Source organism: Labrenzia sp. PHM005 (genome assembly GCF_006517275.1).
Lineage (GTDB): Bacteria > Pseudomonadota > Alphaproteobacteria > Rhizobiales > Stappiaceae > Roseibium.
Window position 1 is genome coordinate 4,227,675 of the sequence record NZ_CP041191.1, and the last position, 17,229, is coordinate 4,244,903.

A 17,229-nucleotide genomic window follows, 5' to 3' on the forward strand; every position below is an offset into this window, starting at 1 on the left:
AAGATTGGCGGCCTTCTACACCACAAGACCGCCGCTTTCTACCCTTGAATTGATGCTTCTTTCCTAAAGCGTCAAGGTTCAGCACATTATTCGTATGCCGCAAGGATGCCCAGGAAATCATCTGCCTTAAGGCTGGCCCCGCCAACAAGCGCGCCGTCAACGTTTTCCACTGCCATCAATTCGCTCGCATTGCCCGGCTTTACAGAGCCGCCATAGAGCAGCCGCATAGCGCTGCCTTCAGCAGCAAACCGGCCCGCCAGAGCAACCCGCATGGCTTCATGTATTTCTTCAACATCACCGGCCGTCGGCGTCAAACCGGTACCAATGGCCCAAACCGGCTCATAGGCAATAACCGTGTTGAGCGCAGTTGCGCCGTCCGGCACAGAGCCTTCGAGCTGACGTTCGACAACAGCGACTGCATCACCGGCCTTGCGTTCCGCTTCGGTTTCCCCAACGCACACAATCGCGATCAAACCTGCAGCCCAGACGGCTTCGGTTTTGGCTTTTACATCCGCATCGCTTTCGCCATGATCGGTCCGCCGCTCGGAATGACCAACGATCACAGCTTTGGCACCGGCATCAGCGATCATAGCTACAGAGATGTCACCGGTATGAGCACCCGAGGCCGCCGCATGACAATCTTGTGCACCAATTGCCATAAGATTGCCGGATATCTTGTCCGCAAACGATGAGATCAGAGTCGCAGGCGGGCAAATCATCACATCCACACGGTCGGCCAGATCTTCTGAAATACCGGCCAGCATCTTGTGGAGTTCGGCTTGACCGGCTTTCAGTCCGTTCATTTTCCAGTTACCGGCTACCAGCGGCTTGATCGGCGTGCTCATGCAATTCTCCTGAGTATTTTCCGCCTATAGACCAGAACGTTCGCCGCCATGCAACGCCTTATCATCAAGATGTTTGTTCTTGCCGTCTTGCTCGTATATGAAGGCCTCATTATGATCCGCCCGCTTCGTCTGAAGCCGGGCAGCGGCCCTACGTCCGGGCCGAATGAAAAGAAAGAAACGGGAGACGTCATGCTTGACGCATTGCGCAAGGGCGCTGGTACCTGGTTGGCAAAACTGTTCATCGCCTTGCTGATCTTCAGCTTCGCTATCTGGGGTGTGACCGACTTCCTGCAAGGATTCGGCCAAAACACAGCGGCCACGGTAGGAGAAACCGAAGTCTCCCTGATGGAATTCGACCGGGCTTACCGCCAGGATTTAAACCGGATCGGCCAGCAGCTTGGACGCCCCCTCACCCCAATTGAAGGCACGCAGCTTGGCATTCCGCAACAAGCTCTTGGCCGGTTGGTTGCAGAAGCTGCCATGAGCAATGCGGCAACCGACCTGAAGCTCGGTGTTTCCGATGACCGCCTCGCTGCCATCATTCAAGCGGATCCGGCCTTTGCCGGCGCCACAGGCCGCTACGAACGCGGTCGGCTGCAGCAAGTTCTCCGGGCCAACGGTTACCGCGAAGATGAATATGTCATCGAACGGCGCAATGGCGCAGAGCGTAACCAGATGGTCCAAGGCCTGTCTGGCGGCATGACTGCACCAACAGCCTATCTGGCCGCCCTGGATGCTTATCAGCGCGAAACCCGGGCCGTTGATTATCTGGTTATCACGGCAGATCAGATCGGCGAGATCGAAGAGCCGGCCGACGATGCGCTCGCGGCCTACTATGAAGACAACAAGACAGGTTTCCGCGCACCGGAGTACCGGGAAATCAAATATGTCGAACTTGTCCCATCCGCACTTGCCCGCCCGGAAGACATTACCGAAGAAGATGCCAAGGCAGAGTATGACCGCCGGATCGGCAACTACGCTGAACCGGAGCGCCGCCGCGTCCGTCAAATGTCATTCAACTCTGCAGACGACGCCAGAACAGCTGCCGATGAACTGGCTGGCGGCAAGTCCTTTGCAGATGTCATGGCTGACCGGAACCTCAGCAACAACGACGTCGCGCTCGGCGTGATGGCCCGGAACGATTTTCTTGATGAAGCCATTGGCGAAGCCGTCTTTGGACTTGGCGCAGGCCAATCCAGCGGGGCGGTTGAAGGCCGGTTTTCAACAGTCATTGTCAATGTTGAAGAAATTCTTCCGGCCAGCACGACACCGTTTGCGGATGTGAAGGCCGAGCTGATCGAAGAGCTCTCTCTTGAGCAAGCAGAGCGCGAAATTCTCGATCTTCTCGACGAAATTGAAGATGCCCGCGCAGGTGGCGCACTTCTTGATGAGATCGGGGAACGTTTTTCCTTACCGGTCAAATCCACTGGGTCATTTGACAGTGCCGGCAAATCCACTGTCGGGACGGACGCAATTCTGCCAGATGCAGATGGGCTCCTGGCTGGAATTTTTGAAAGCGACATAGGCGTTGAGAACGACGTCCTTCAAATCGGCTCACGTGGCTACCTCTGGTACGACGTTACCAAGGTAACCCCGGTTCGTGACCGCGATCTGGACGAAGTCCGCGCAGATGTCGTGACGGCCTGGAAAGAAGATCAGCTGAATGAACGCTTGAGCACTAAAGCCACGGACGTGCTGGCAAAGGCAGAAAGCGGCACATCTCTTGCCGATCTGGCCGCCGAAGAAAGCCTGTCTATTCAAAACGCACAAGGTGTGACCCGTTCAGAGCCGACCGGCGACCTTGGCCGGGAAGCCTTAAGCGCCGTCTTTGAAGGCCCAACAGGAACAGTTGCGTCCGCAGCGACGGCCGATGGCAATGGCCGGGTTATCCTGAAAGTCGCAGCCACATCCATTCCGGATTTTGATGCAGCTTCACCTGAAGCCCAGGCACTTAAAAATCAGTTGTCTGAGCAGTTCCAGCGGTCCTTGGTCAATCTGTTCGTTTCAGAACAGGAAAACCGTGCGGGCATTGAAATCAACGATGCCGGTATCGCTCAGGTCATCGGCCTCAACCAGGACGGCACCGCTCACAACAGCTACGGAATGTAGAATGCAGGGTTTTAAGGACTTTATTGCAAAGGTCGCTGATGGCGAGTCGCTGAGCTTCGATGAGGCGCGGAACGCCTTCGATATCATCTTGAGCGGTTCGGCCACCCCGTCTCAACTCGGCGGTTTCCTAATGGCTCTGCGCGTACGCGGCGAAACTGTGCCAGAAGTCACCGGCGCAGTCGCGACCATGCGCGCCAAGATGCTGCCGGTCGAAGCGCCTGCAGATGCCATCGATATCGTGGGCACAGGCGGCGACAACTCCGGCAGCTACAACATCTCGACCTGCACGGCCATTGTGGTCGCAGGATGCGGCGTTCCGGTTGCCAAACACGGCAATCGTTCGCTCTCCTCCAAGTCCGGCTCATCGGAAGCCTTGGTTGAGCTTGGCATAAACATTGAAATCGGGCCGGAAAAGATCTCTGAATGCATCGGCAAATCCGGGATCGGCTTCATGTTTGCGCCGCTCCATCATGCAGCCATGAAGAATGTCGGCCCGACACGAATGGAACTTGGCACACGGACGATTTTTAATCTCCTTGGGCCTCTTTCCAGCCCGGCCGGTGTCAAGCGACAGATGACCGGTGTCTTTGACCGCAAATGGGTTGAGCCGGTCGCTGAGGCTTTGAAAGAACTTGGCTCAGAAAAAGTCTGGATCGTGCATGGCTCCGACGGCATGGACGAGATCACCACGACAGGGCCGACCTATGTCTGCGAGCTAAGCGGCGGTGCGCTCCGGTCATTTGAAATCACACCATCCGATGCGGGACTGCCGGAAGCAAAGCTTGAAGATCTAAAAGGCGGCACACCAGCCGAAAACGCCAAGGCTTTGCGCGACGTTCTGGCGGGGGCAAAGAACGCCTATCGGGACATTGTGTTGTTCAATTCAGCAGCATCCCTTCTGGTGGCGGATAAAGTCGGCAGTCTGAAGGACGGTGTGGCCATGGCGGCACAGTCGATTGACACCGGCGCTGCCTCCGACACATTGGACAAATTGGTCGCGGCCTCGAACGGATAATTAGATGGCGGATATCTTACAGAAAATCGAGGCTTACAAGCGCGAGGAAATCGCGGCTGCCAAGGCTCAGACCTCTTTGGACGATCTCAAAGCCCGCATCAAGGACGTCAGTGCACCGCGTGGCTTTCAAAAAGCAATTGAGGCCAAACACGCAGCTGGTGACTATGCACTAATTGCCGAAATCAAAAAGGCCAGCCCGTCCAAAGGGCTGATCCGTGATGACTTTGACCCGCCGCTGCTGGCTAGAGCCTATGAAGACGGCGGCGCGGTCTGCCTCTCTGTCTTGACCGACACGCCGTCCTTTCAAGGCAAACCGGAGTTTTTGACAGCCGCTCGTGACGCTGTGTCCCTTCCGGCGCTGCGCAAGGATTTCCTCTATGACCCCTATCAAGTCTATGAGGCCCGGGCCTGGGGTGGCGACTGCATTTTGATCATCCTGGCAGCCATCGATGACGCGACCGCAAAAGCGCTTGAAGATACAGCCTTTGACCTCGGCATGGATGTTCTTCTGGAAGTACATAATGCAGAGGAGCTGGAGCGGGCGCTAAAACTCTCCTCCCCGCTTATGGGCATCAACAACCGCAATCTAAAAACCTTCGAAACCAAGCTGGAAACCAGCGAAGAGTTGGCGCCGCAAGTTCCGGATGAGCGGATAATCGTTGGCGAATCCGGACTGTTTACTCCGGTTGACCTGGCGCGGATGAACAAGGTTGGCATTTCGACGTTCCTGATCGGGGAAAGTCTGATGCGCCAGGATGATGTTGCAGGTGCGACCAAATCCCTGCTTGCCCGCGAGACGTTGTCCAAGGCAGTGTAATCGCAGAATGGCAGACCAAACTTCTAATTTGACCCATCTCGACGAAGCTGGCGCGGCCAATATGGTCGATGTTTCGGAAAAGTCCGTGACGCATAGAATAGCTGTCGCCCGTGGCAGCGTGTCCATGCGGCCGGAAACCCTGGACCTGATCCGTTCCGGTAATGCCAAAAAGGGTGATGTTATCGGAACTGCCCGGATCGCAGGCATTCTGGCGGCCAAAAGAACCCACGAACTGATCCCTCTCTGCCATCCGCTGATGTTGTCCAAGGTGAGTGTCGATATTGAACCAGATGATGCCCTACCCGGCCTGATCGTCACCGCGACAACAAAAGTCAGTGGCCAGACCGGGGTTGAGATGGAAGCGCTCACCGCCTGCTCTCTGACCTGCTTGACGATCTATGACATGGCCAAGGCGGTCGACCGCGGCATGGTGATTGGTGATATCCGCCTTGTTGAAAAGGCGGGCGGCAAGTCCGGTCACTGGACACTTGAAAAAGACGGCAGCGAGGGCGGCACTTGATGAGCCTGATGCCCGTTTCCGAGGCACTTGAGAAGCTTCTTGCCGGTGTCACACCGCTTGACGCGGAACATGTATCTTTGGCCGACGCCAATGGCCGTTTTTTGGGCGCGCCCCTCGCCTCCACCCGGACACAGCCCCCCTTTGCAGCCTCTGCAATGGATGGATACGCCATCAGGCATGAGGATTTAGTTGGATCTAAGCCCAGTCTTGAGGTCATCGGCGAAGCCCCTGCAGGACACGGTTTTGCGGGAAGCGTTGGACACGGCCAAACGGTTCGCATCTTCACCGGGGCACCAGTTCCAGATGGCGCTGATACAATCCTGATCCAGGAGAACGCTGAACGAGACGGCGACCGCATAACGGTTCAAATTGCTCCCGGCAAAGGGGCTTTTGTCCGCCCTGCGGGACTGGATTTTTCAAAAGACGATGTTCTTTTAAAGCCGCCGCTCAAATTGGATTACCGGCACTTGGCTCTGGCCGCTGCCATGAACCATGCTACGCTGCCCGTTGTCCGCAAACCCAAAGTCGCCATTCTAGCAACCGGGGATGAGCTGGTCCGGCCAGGTACTGAGCCCGGTCCCGACCAGATCATTGCATCAAACCATGCCGGCATTGCCGCCATGGTGGAGGATTGCGGCGGTGAACCGATTGATCTCGGCATATCGCCAGATGAACCCAAGGCATTGGCCGAACATGTCAATCGGGCGCTGCGGGAAGACGCCGATATTCTGGTGACCTTGGGTGGGGCCTCCGTCGGCGATCATGATCTGGTGCAAGATGTTCTTGGCAACAAGGGCATGGATCTCGCCTTTTGGCGGATTGCCATGCGGCCAGGCAAACCGCTCATGGCCGGACGCCTCGGTAAAACAAAGGTCCTTGGTCTTCCCGGCAATCCTGTCTCCAGTCTCGTCTGCGGTTTGTTGTTCCTAAAACCCTTGATGGCCGCCATGACCGGAATGCCACAACTGGACAGCCGCCCCAAAGAAGCCGTTCTAGCGATGGACTTGGGCGAAAACGACCGGCGGCAGGACTATGTGCGGGCAATACTGTCAGAAGACGATGACGGCCGGTTAGTAGCTTCGCCGTTCCCCAAACAGGACAGCTCTATGCTAGCGCTTTTGGCCAAATCTGGTGGACTGATCATACGACCGCCCCACGCTCCCGCCGAACCAGCCGGCGCGACCGTTCCAGTTCTGGTTCTTTGAAAGTTTGCAAAGAAGCCCCGTTTTTATGCGGACTTTGGCGTTTGTTTGGTAGATGTCTTGCAGCGTCTGAAACCTGCTACACGTAACCCAATTACGCAGCGGCACTTTTACAAAACCAATTCGCAAGCTAATTTGTTATCTCAATCCAACGATTGATCACGTTGAAGCCAGTCCATTTCCTCAAACAAGGGAAAACACTGAGAAATACAACAGAGTTGTGAGCAGTTACGGAGCATTCCCTCCCAAGACCTGACGGAAAAGGAACCATCGAAAAGGCCGACCCGTTTGATGCCACGGATCCTCGATCGTGCAATATGTTTTTACTCTCCATGCTTCAAAGAGTGGTCTTCTTGAGGGGGGCGTTGATAGTCATTCAGTTATTGCTTTTGCAGAGGATAGATGGATGAAACTACAGCATTTCATTTTGGGAGCTCTTGCAGCTCTAGTAATACTTGCCAACAACAGCGCACAGTCTTCAGACCAGGGATTTTCTATTCCCAGATCCCATATACACACTGTGTATTCCAAGGAAACTGGCCGCGACTATTCCATATTTGTTAAAACACCTCGCGGCTATAATACTGCTCAAGACAAAGAAAGATACTATCCGGTCGTCTATCTGAATGACGGCCCTTACACATTTCAGATCGCGTCCGGCATTACGCATACCCCTGATTATGAAAATCTATATGAACAGATAATTCTCGTTGGCATTTCCTATGCGTCTGGTGAAACCGGAAAAAGAAGCCGAACCTGGGATTATACGCCGAATGCCTCCGGTGTTTGGAAAACCGTTGTCGGACCAACAGGCGGCGCAGGTGAATACCTGACTTTCATTGAAAACCAACTGATCCCGTTTGTTGAAACAAACTACCGTGCAGATCCTTCTCAGCGGACGCTTGCGGGCCATTCATTCGGTGGTCTCTTTGCAACATGGGTGTTGTTCGAGAACCCAGGCCTATTTAGAAACTTCATCATCTCGAGTCCGTCCCTCTGGCTCAACAAAAAGGCAATGCTTCACCTTGAGAGAAGATACGCAAATGAACACAATGACCTAGATGCTACTGTCTACTTCGGCATAGGGGAAGCGGAGGCTGGAATGGTTGATGACCAGACCCAGTTCTTGGAAAACTTGCGAAGCCGAAACTTTCCTAGTCTAAAGCTGCGCGACAATATCATAGCCGACATTGATCACACGCTCGCGTTCCCAATCAATTTCACACGGGCGGTCCGCTGGCTGTACCGCGCAACACATCAATGAGTGGTCTGCTACGCTGGACCTACGTATCGCGGTCATTCGTTCATGGCTGGATTACAAATGTGTATTAGATTTAAGTTCGTGCGAAGCCAATTCTTCGATTACCCGTAGGCTACTCCAGGGCCGATAGCCTTACTAATGAAATTGTTCAAATCTGCAGTGTCCAGCGGTTTAGAATACAAGTACCCTTGCAGATGGGTACAGTTTAGTTCCTGCATGATTTGCCGCTGCGCAACATTCTCCACACCTTCGGCTGTGACATTGAGATCAAGTGCCTGCGCGACCGCAATAATCGATTTGACCACCGCCAAAGCATCTGGGTCCTGATCCATATACATAATGAAACTCCGGTCGATTTTTATGCCATCGACCGGCAGTTTGCGTAGATAAGCAAGCGACGAATACCCGGTGCCGAAATCATCGATCACCACTTTTGCTCCGCGATTTCGAAGCCAATGAAGCAGATCCAGAGTTACTTGATCATTGCTCAGGAACAACCCTTCCGTTACCTCAAAAACCAGACGGCTGAGGGGTAGAGACGCGTTGTTTGCGGCATCTTCAATGTCTTTGTAGATCCGTTTTGCATGAACTTGTCTCGGTGACAAATTGACATTGAGCGTCACATGGTCACCAACTCCATCCATTTTACTAAATTCCGCGAAAGAATTGCGGAACATCCATGCCCCGATTTCAGTGATCTGACCACTGGTTTCGGCCGCATCAATCATTCGTGCGGTGTTGAGGAATGCGCCTCCAGGATTACGGAACCTCATGAGAGCTTCAAAAGAAGCAATACTTTCGTCCCTGGCCAACATAATTGGTTGATAGTGAACAGAGAATTCTGTCTGATCCTCACCGCCAGTCAACAGAGACGCTAGGCGTAGACGCTCGAACGCTTCTTCCTGCATCTGAGGATTGAACACTGCGTGGCTCATGTTGGCGTTCTGACGGACATCATTCAGCGCAATCGAAGCCTGACTTGCGACAAGCTCCGCAGTATCGGCTGGGCCAGACGATTGGGCAAACCCAAGCCGCGGTCTAAGCATCAATTGAGTGTCATCAAGTCGAATTGGTTCTTGGAAAGCACGCTCAATCCGCGAGACCACGTCTTGAATATCCTCGTCGTCTCCACCTTTCAAAAGGATCAAGAATTCATCTTTTTCTTTCCGGGCAATTGACAGGGCGTCCGGGAACGTCCGCGACAGACGATGTCCTGTCTTTTTCAAGACGCCAGAAGCCTTCTCATCGCCGATACCGTCTACAATAATACGGAATCGCTGAATATCAGCATGGACCACGAGCAACTTCGAAGCGGTCAATGTGTTGCGGTAGTAGGCCTCCAAAAAACCAGAAAACGTGGACAAACCGGTCAATCGGTCGACATAGGCGAGGTTCCGGATGTGCTCTAAGAGCCCAGTTTTTTCGTACCCGAGAGCGGCATTGGACATAAATAGCTGCACAACTTCAGTGCCAATAGATTCCTCAAGGTTCGCGTAGCTCGTCCCCATAAAGAGTGCGCCAGACATGCCGTTACGGGTGACCAATGGAAGGGCTACACCGTCACTGCCAGAGCAAATCTCCTGAGTTTCAATACACTGGTGCACTGTCTGACGGATTTCCGTACTGCTTATAACATCCAACGGAAGATCAACTTTATCTTCGTGTACGCCGCGGGCAGATAACACACGAATATCGGCTTTATCTGCGCCGATGTATTCCGGCAGCGTTTCAAAACCGCACAGCAGGCAGTCAACCGGTTTATCGATAAGCGAAGTGAAATGTTCCAATACCGCAGCAGCAAATTCACTCAGGGCATTTTGCTGCACGATCTCAGCAAAATGATCGTTGAGTTCCTTCAATTTGCGGCGGTTGGTTTCAAGCGACATAACCAGTTTGTAACCGCGCAAAGCCGTGACAATCGCTGTGATTAGTTTGGTGCGGGACAACTCAGCTTTTTCTGCGTACCCGTCTATGTCGAACTTCATGATGACGTCTGTTTGCGGCGCATAACCGGGCTGCCCGGTCCGCAGAATTAGACGGGTAAACCGGTTGCCAATATCATCACGAATCCAACTTACCAATCCGAGACCGGCAGTATCGCTTTCCATAACCACATCAACAAGAGCGACTGCGATGTCGTCATGTTCTCGAAGAATTTCTTTGGCTTCATGCGCTGACAAGGCATGCAAAAGTCTGAAAGGCCGGTTTTCAAATTTGGTGCCGGAAACAGCAATGCGCGTGACTTCATGTACATCAGGATCGTCGTCGACGATCAACACCTTCCACGGCTTCTCCAGCTCATTGACTACTTTAGGCTCAGAAGGCGCCAAAAAATCCATTACCATCTCAGTGCACCTTCTTTCTTGTTATTTTTTGCGCCTTTTTCGCTTCAGGTTCTGTGACAGGGATTTCAATTGTGAATTCCGTACCGTGTCCAACTTTGGAGGACACCGAAATCATACCGTTCAAGGCTTCGGTTGCAAGTTGGTAACAAATTGCCATGCCGAGCCCCGACCCTCCCTTGCCGAATTTCGTAGTAAAGAACGGCTCAAAGACCTTCTTCAAATTTTTCTCCGGAATGCCGACCCCATCATCAAGACACTTAAACACAATGTGTTTTTCTGCCACGCCCCCGCCGGCAGGTTCTCGCTCTTCAACCCTCGACGACAGCCGGATTGTTCCGTGATCCCTGCCCTCGTAAGCATGTTTAACAGCGTTTTCGACAAAGTTGGAAACAAGCTGGCTCACCGCTCCGGGATAACTGTCGATGACTTGATCGGCATCCAGTTCAAGTTCAAGCTTATACGGTGTTTTCTGTAAGGTTGGCTGAAGCGTCGCCAACGTTTCACGAATGATGTGATCGAAATTAAACGCACGCATCTTCTCGCTCTGCCGATCGACAGCCACCTGGCGGAAGTTGCCGACGAGTTCACGGGCTCGGGCCAAAGTCTTTTCGATTATCGAAGCGGTTTCTGAAATCCGATTGACCTCTTCTTCCAAGACGTCCTTACTTAAGGTTTGCTTCTCGAGCTCATGATCCAAATGCGTTGCGGAATCCTTGATCGTGGTTGCAGCCATAAAAGCGTTGCCAAGCGGAGTGTTCAGTTCATGAGACACGCCGGCGACCAAGGAACCAAGCGCAGCAAGGTTATCTGCCTGGATCAGTTCTTCCTGCACCAATTTAAGCTGCTCCGTTCGGTGCGTTACAAGTTCTTCCAGGTTAGTTTGGTATTCTTGAATTTTTTGCAAATCCAAATGTCTACGCTGCACCATAGATTGGAGACTTGAGGCTAGAATACCGATTTCGTCGGCGCGGCCCGGCATCAGCGGTTGTGTAGGCGGATCTTCAATCAGACGCGGCGTGGATAAGTAAGCCACAATTTCCGACAACGGCAATCCAATCAATCGATGGAAAATCCCCCGGATCACGAAGGCCAGCAACAACAAGTAGACGATAATTGCAGTGACGATAAACCCAACCGTCGAAACGATTTCGTAAGATATTGAATTCCGGTCAATCAGGATAAAAACCTGCCCGATCATATCTTTATGCAGGATCGTACTTGGGGAATTGAGAGTATAACTCAAAGCCGACCGGCGCCTATCCACCGAAGGCGGATCACCAAAGTTGCCGGTATCTGGCGTTTCCACCCAAACCGTCTCAACAACCTCCAAACTCTCAAGTCCACGAATGAGTTGAAGTGTCGCATCTGCGTTCACAGTCCAGATCGCCCGTTCGAACGGCCGTTTTGTCGCTTGAAAAAATGCCTCGGTGACCCGGATAGCTCTGGCATGAGAAGAATCCCATGTGATCTTCGTCAATATGCCGATGAAAATCACACCCAGAACGGCAAACAAACCAAGGGTATAAACAATAAAGGTCCGCGACAGACTGTTGCGGCCCATCTCAGATGCAGCGAACGGCAAAGACGAACTGGTACTCGCGCTCAATTCAATGCTCCCCTGATCGGAGCCATGGACATTGGGACTGCTGTTTCCTAGAGTATGCCGCGTCTTGGACAAGCGCGGCTAGATTGAAACAAATGCCTAGGCAATTCACTCCATTTCCGTGAAAATAATCCCGGATCATTCTAACTCCAACAACGTTAGACAGGCCTTGGGGAACAGATTCGGCAAGTTTCTCAACCCCGGCGCTTTTAAAGAGCTTGAACTAGTTTTCTAAATTTTTCATAAAACACAATTGTTACTTACGCCTATATTCGGCATTCATTTCACTTTTTTTGGATGCGCGTTCGACATTATCACCTACGCTTGAGCTTGGCAGGATTATTAATCCGGTCTACAGAACGTTTTCCCGGACATCCCGGCAAGGCCCTGCAAACGTCGCAGTCTTACGAATACGTGCTACTGCCTCGAAGAAAAAATGGCAGTGTCGACCTTAAAGTCCTCAATTATGTACCCGAGCGCCGGTCGGATTACCGGTCGGATGGCACCTCCCGATTAGTGTCACTCGTGCTCGGAAGGTCCACAACAAGTAGCCGTGTGCCGCAGTCTAAAACACGCCAAGCTTTAGGGGGCAAAACGCTTGCTGCAACACAACGGCAGATCAACCCGCATTCTCGACAGCCAAAACCAGTTCGCGTTTGTTTAAGGCAGGCATGGGTGGGATAACTGCTTGCCGCATTGAAGTAGCCCGGGAGTGGTCGCTCACCAATCGTTTGGCCCCACCCCCATCCTTCAACATGTACCCGATATAACGGGTGGATTCGATCGCGTCGAAACCGAGTTCACGCTTAAGTTTCTTTCGCAGTTTTGAGATATGGCTTTCCACCACGCACTCATCTACACCCTCATTCATAACACCATAGACCGCATTGAATATCTGCGTCTTAGTCACCCGGCGGCCTTTGTTTTTTACGAGGTATTCGAGTATCCGGCGCTCACGGCGAGGCAACTCCATAACCTCACCGCCAACTTTTGGATCCCGGCCGTCGAAAAACACTTCAATTGCCCCGGCCTCAGATGAGGTATCCCGAGCCATTACACGGCGGCGGAACACGCCGAAACGGGCGATAATTTCACGAACATGCACTGGCTTTCTCAGAACCTCGTCAAACCCGGCTGAGAACAGATCAAGCGTGCCCTGCAAACTGGCAGCATCCTCCAGCGCAACAACTTGCGCTTCCGGACAGTGGCTTCTGATCTGGCCTACAAAGGTCGTCCGCTCCACGCATTCGCCAATCAAAATAGCATCAACAGAGGCAAGATCTTTAGAACACCCAGTTTCTAACCAGTCAGGCAATTCTGTGGGCAAAAGTTCAAGTGAAGCATAGCCTTCACGTTCGAATGCCGCGGCATATCCACTGGTGACGATCTCTCGCTCGTCAACGATAATAAACATAATCAAACCCCCTAAAGTTGCGATGCAATATGGGTAAAATTACCAAGTCGCGAGGTCAACATTTCTTCCGAGGGGATCACTTTAATTGCTCAGTATTAGTAAGCCAGCGGCTTATATCCACACAAAAAACTAAATAAATCTGAGACTATATTGCGTATAAAATAATAGAAAAATTGAATAAAATCAGTTAATAGCTCTATTTTCCACGCTTTCGGACTGCATTTGACAGTTTATATACGACAAGAGCCGCAAGATAAAGCGGCTCCCTGTCACTTTTACATGGAATATTGGAAATTGGTTTACGGGTCAGCGGACAAAGCATGCGCCAATTCTGCAAATGGGTCTGCAGGAATGGTCTGCTGGGCGCCCTGGCGCATGGCCTCATGGATTTTGGGCACCAATCGACAAGCTTTTTCCAACAGCTCGTCACCTTCGGCTTGGAAGCCGCCCATCATCCGAAGGTCCTTAGTGTCTTCATACTGGGAAATCAGTCCCTTGATCCTGTGGATCAGCTCTTGCTGTTCGCCGGTCCATGCGCGCGATGCTAGCCGTGACGTCGATTTCAAGATTTCGACGGGGGGGTAGCGGCCGGCTTCAGCGATTTTCCGGTCCAGAACAATATGCCCGTCGAGCAGCCCGCGGATGGTATCAGAGACGGGATCATTGTGGTCATCGCCATCAACCAGGACGGAAAATATCGCGGTGATTGAGCCTTCACCACTATGGCCCGGCCCTGCCCTTTCGATCAAACGCGCCAAATCTGCAAAGACACTTGGCGGAAACCCGCGTGCGACCGGTGGTTCGCCAGCGGCTAAGGCGACATCGCGGGCAGCATGCGCAAACCGGGTGGCCGAATCCAAAATGAGCAAGACTTTGTGTCCCTGGGCCCGGAAATACTCCGCAACGCTCATTGCTGTTTTGGGCGCAAGGCGGCGCTGCATGGCACTTTCATCGCCAGTCGAGGCAACAACGACAGAAGATTTGATCGTCTCTCCGAGAATGTCGTCAATAAACTCCCGGACTTCCCTTCCACGTTCCCCAACAAGGCCGACAACCACTGTGTCGAAATCACCGAACCCTGCCAACATTCCAAGCAATGTGGATTTACCGACGCCAGAGCCTGCAAAGACACCAATGCGCTGACCAACGCAAAGCGGTGTAAACAAGTCAATCACACGGACGCCGGTTTTTACTCCTTCGGAGATTTTTTCCCGGTTCATGGCCGGCGGAGGCGCCCGGTCTAGCAGAAATGCTTCAACACCGTGATGTAAGTTTCCCCTGCTGTCGATCGGGTCTCCGAGCGCGTTGATGACCCGCCCGCGCCAGCTCATATCTGGGTGAATAGCCAGGCCCCCCATGACAGATGCTGTGCTACCGATGCCAATATCGGACACCCGCTCCATTGGTTTGACCACAACATCTTTTTGTTCCAAACGGATAATCTCGCCCTGTCGCACACCAGAGCGGCCTTCAAATTTAACAAGATCTCCCAAACAAACGACACGCGACAGTCCGGAAACCCGGATGGCTTCGGCGGAGACTTGGGTTACCTGGCCACTCAATTTGACGTGACCGACTTCTGTTTCTAGGGCTGCCAAAGAGGCCGTGATCTGATCAAGACTGTTGAGATGCTGTGAGCTTTGCATGGCGCTCCTGAAGAACTTTCAAAACATCAAGGGACAAATGATTGGATTTATGTGTGGCAAGCCGAGCGAGTTCGTCTTGATCCGGCAATTTTTGTTTTACCGCCGCTTCAACACTTTCCAAATCTGGAACACTGCGGACCCGCCCCGGTTCCGGTATCTTCAATTGTGAGGCCGCCTCTAAAGCTGCGGTGCTCCCAGCAGTGTTCCCAAACTGGGTTAAATCGAACGGCAAACCGGCCGCGTCTTGCGTTGCAGCAGCAACGGTCTCACCCAATAAACCGGCGTTTGTAACAATTTGCGCCTGACCCGGTTTTGATGGAGATGTGTTTTCGGGGCCATCCGGCGAACTCTGATCATTGGCAAGCGGAGGTTCATCGCCGGCTGGCCCTATCTCCTGTGCACCGCCTTTTTGTCCACTCAAGGCATCAAAAGCCATCATCAAGCCGATACCGATAGGCCCACCCAATGCAAATCCGTAAAGAGCTTTGCCAGTGTAGCTGGCTTCCTCGGAAATCTGATCATTGACCGCAGCCCGGTAGAGTTGCGACACGCCCGGGAGGTGGTGCAGCGGATTGATGACATCGATAAAGTCGGCAAATCCGAAAGACGCGTCAGATGAGTTTGAAGCCATATCGCGCCGATTTGCGGTTGCAACGTACTGCCGATAAACGGCCTGCGGAGAAGGATCCTCAAACGCTGGTGCCACCCCGGCAACCGCACTCATGACGTTGCCCCAAGTTCACGGATCGCCTTTTCCTGGCTTTGATTGCCCATGTCGATCATCTTCGTCGCGCTTTCAAAAGCACGTGTAATCATGATCATCTTGGTCATTTCGCGGACCGGATTTATGTTGGCGCCTTCGACATAACCTTGCCGGACAGCGTTCTTGTCAAAAACCTGAACCGGCGTGACGGGCTTGTCCGGGATTACGGCTGAATTGTCCCTGCGGGTAAGTTTTGCGTCCTCCGGGATCAGGAAAAGACCGATTTGACCGGTAATATCACCATCACCTTGCACGATATCACCGTTCTGCGTGATCAAAGGCGCTCCGGCTTCGGGGTTTAGCTGGATGGGCTGACCGCCTGCGCCAAGGATCTGCTGGCCGGTCACTGTTTTCAACGTGCCGTCATTGGCCATTTGAAGCCGTCCGTCCCGTGTATAGGACAGTGTGCCGTTGCCATCACGAATGGCAAACCATGCCTCACCTTCGACAGCGAGATCCAAGGGATTGTCCGTCTTGTTGAGACTGCCGCCTTGGCGGGAAATATAGTTTTCGCCACCACTGGAAAAGCTGACTTTGTCCGGTCCAGCCTTGGAGACCAGTTCGGCAAAGTTTATTTCGTCCGCGCGGTATCCCGCTGTATTCATATTGGCGACATTGCGCGATACCGTTTCCAGGCGGTTCGACAAGGCAACCTGTGCTGACAGGGCGACATAAAGGGAAGATTGCATATCTTAGCTCCCGCCCAGCTTAAAGGATTGAAGGCTGGACAGAAGGCTTTCGCTCATGGAAACCATACCAGTGCCGCCAGCAAAGACCTCAAGCGTTGGTGACGAGACAGCCTGAGGTCCATTTTTGAGATCATAAAGCGCTGAAAACCGGCCGAGAAAGTCAGATAGATAGTCGGGATCGCTTAGTTTCTCGTAGTCAATCCGCTCATCAAAATAGGCAGCTTGTTTGTCGATATCGGCCAATGCAAATTCATCTGACATTCCCAGAGCGGTATAAACCACTTGGGACAGTGCTGGATCCGCGAGAAGGTCGTATGCGTTCGTGACGTCTGAAGCATTACGTTCGAAATAAAGTGCCAACCGCACGCCCTGATTGGACTCGCCCTCACGGGTCTCCAAGGTCTGGCGATGGAATTTATCGACAATACCTTCCTGAGTGCGCTCGAACGATGTGGCGGCCTCACCAAAACTTGCAAAATTGAAGGTCTCTGCAAAAGCCGCGTATCTCTTATCAACAAGCTGGTTCGCGAATGTATCGCTGGATGCAGTCCCCTCTTCCAGCACCTTACGTATAAAGGCCTTCGCGTAAATCATATCTTCTAGGCCCATCGCTGACATAGCGTACCGGAAGATGCGGTCATCAGCGAGAAAGTCATCCACGGACTTAATATTGCGGATGTTATCCCGGTAATACTCAGTTTGGCGTTCAACAGTTGGATCGGATGCGATTGTCTCGAGTGAGCGGTCCATGTTGCTTCGAACCAATTGAACTTGTGTGAGTGTGTTGATCATATCCGCGTCCTTTAAGCGGGGAATTTCTTCGATCGCACACTCACCGCGCTAGCTTACGCCAGGCTGACCGAATTTGGCCGGGCCGGTTTTTTTAGGGCGCCGGGCGAAAACGTGGAAGCGTTTGACCCGTCTCATTTGTTTGCTGGCAAGGCGGGACGCCCGCAGTGGTGCTGGCACCATTAGGGTGGGCCAACGCACGCCAGCTGGC

General features: G+C 52.8%; 14 protein-coding genes. 6 read left to right on the forward strand and 8 right to left on the reverse strand.

Going from position 1 to position 17,229, the window contains the following annotated elements; genetic code table 11:
* Window positions 1-86: 86 nt before the first annotated feature.
* Complete coding sequence (gene tpiA, locus FJ695_RS19105) at window positions 87-845, reverse strand: triose-phosphate isomerase (RefSeq protein ID WP_141186921.1); 759 nt, start codon at window positions 843-845, stop codon at window positions 87-89.
* Between the two features lie 48 nt (window positions 846-893).
* Here tpiA and FJ695_RS19110 point away from each other — a divergent pair, with 48 nt between their 5' ends.
* The 6 genes from FJ695_RS19110 to FJ695_RS19135 all read left to right on the forward strand — a co-directional run bounded on the left by FJ695_RS19110 (window position 894) and on the right by FJ695_RS19135 (window position 7,772).
* On the forward strand, window positions 894-2,954 hold the full coding sequence (locus FJ695_RS19110) for a SurA N-terminal domain-containing protein (RefSeq protein ID WP_209010724.1): 2,061 nt from the start codon (window positions 894-896) through the stop codon (window positions 2,952-2,954).
* 1 nt (window position 2,955) lies between these two features.
* The gene (gene trpD, locus FJ695_RS19115; protein ID WP_141186922.1) at window positions 2,956-3,969 is read left to right on the forward strand and encodes an anthranilate phosphoribosyltransferase; all 1,014 of its coding nucleotides are present in this window, start codon (window positions 2,956-2,958) and stop codon (window positions 3,967-3,969) included.
* 4 nt (window positions 3,970-3,973) lie between these two features.
* The gene (gene trpC / locus FJ695_RS19120) at window positions 3,974-4,786 is read left to right on the forward strand and encodes an indole-3-glycerol phosphate synthase TrpC (RefSeq protein ID WP_141186923.1); all 813 of its coding nucleotides are present in this window, start codon (window positions 3,974-3,976) and stop codon (window positions 4,784-4,786) included.
* Window positions 4,787-4,793: 7 nt separating this feature from the next.
* A complete protein-coding gene (gene moaC / locus FJ695_RS19125) occupies window positions 4,794-5,306 on the forward strand; it encodes a cyclic pyranopterin monophosphate synthase MoaC (protein WP_141186924.1) in 513 nt (170 codons plus the stop codon).
* Complete coding sequence (glp, locus tag FJ695_RS19130; RefSeq protein ID WP_141186925.1) at window positions 5,306-6,511, forward strand: gephyrin-like molybdotransferase Glp; 1,206 nt, start codon at window positions 5,306-5,308, stop codon at window positions 6,509-6,511. The genes moaC and glp overlap by 1 nt, the downstream gene beginning before the upstream one ends.
* A gap of 307 nt (window positions 6,512-6,818) precedes the next feature.
* Window positions 6,819-7,772: an alpha/beta hydrolase gene (locus FJ695_RS19135; RefSeq protein WP_141186926.1), complete on the forward strand. Its 954-nt coding sequence runs from the start codon at window positions 6,819-6,821 to the stop codon at window positions 7,770-7,772.
* A 98-nt stretch (window positions 7,773-7,870) separates the two neighbouring features.
* Here FJ695_RS19135 and FJ695_RS19140 read toward each other — a convergent pair whose 3' ends face one another.
* The 7 genes from FJ695_RS19140 to FJ695_RS19170 all read right to left on the reverse strand — a co-directional run bounded on the left by FJ695_RS19140 (window position 7,871) and on the right by FJ695_RS19170 (window position 17,021).
* Window positions 7,871-10,108: an EAL domain-containing protein gene (locus FJ695_RS19140; RefSeq protein ID WP_209010725.1), complete on the reverse strand. Its 2,238-nt coding sequence runs from the start codon at window positions 10,106-10,108 to the stop codon at window positions 7,871-7,873.
* Between the two features lie 7 nt (window positions 10,109-10,115).
* Window positions 10,116-11,627, reverse strand: a complete 1,512-nt coding sequence (locus tag FJ695_RS19145) for a sensor histidine kinase (RefSeq protein WP_209010726.1) — start codon at window positions 11,625-11,627, stop codon at window positions 10,116-10,118.
* A gap of 709 nt (window positions 11,628-12,336) precedes the next feature.
* A complete protein-coding gene (locus tag FJ695_RS19150; RefSeq protein ID WP_141186928.1) occupies window positions 12,337-13,131 on the reverse strand; it encodes a response regulator transcription factor in 795 nt (264 codons plus the stop codon).
* 299 nt (window positions 13,132-13,430) lie between these two features.
* On the reverse strand, window positions 13,431-14,777 hold the full coding sequence (locus FJ695_RS19155; protein WP_141186929.1) for a FliI/YscN family ATPase: 1,347 nt from the start codon (window positions 14,775-14,777) through the stop codon (window positions 13,431-13,433).
* On the reverse strand, window positions 14,746-15,501 hold the full coding sequence (locus tag FJ695_RS19160) for a hypothetical protein (RefSeq protein ID WP_141186930.1): 756 nt from the start codon (window positions 15,499-15,501) through the stop codon (window positions 14,746-14,748). Before FJ695_RS19160 ends, FJ695_RS19155 begins: the two co-directional genes overlap by 32 nt.
* Complete coding sequence (gene flgF, locus FJ695_RS19165; protein ID WP_141186931.1) at window positions 15,498-16,229, reverse strand: flagellar basal-body rod protein FlgF; 732 nt, start codon at window positions 16,227-16,229, stop codon at window positions 15,498-15,500. The genes FJ695_RS19160 and flgF overlap by 4 nt, the downstream gene beginning before the upstream one ends.
* Before the next feature lie 3 nt (window positions 16,230-16,232).
* Window positions 16,233-17,021, reverse strand: a complete 789-nt coding sequence (locus tag FJ695_RS19170) for a DUF1217 domain-containing protein (protein ID WP_141186932.1) — start codon at window positions 17,019-17,021, stop codon at window positions 16,233-16,235.
* Between the last annotated feature and the right edge of the window lie 208 nt (window positions 17,022-17,229).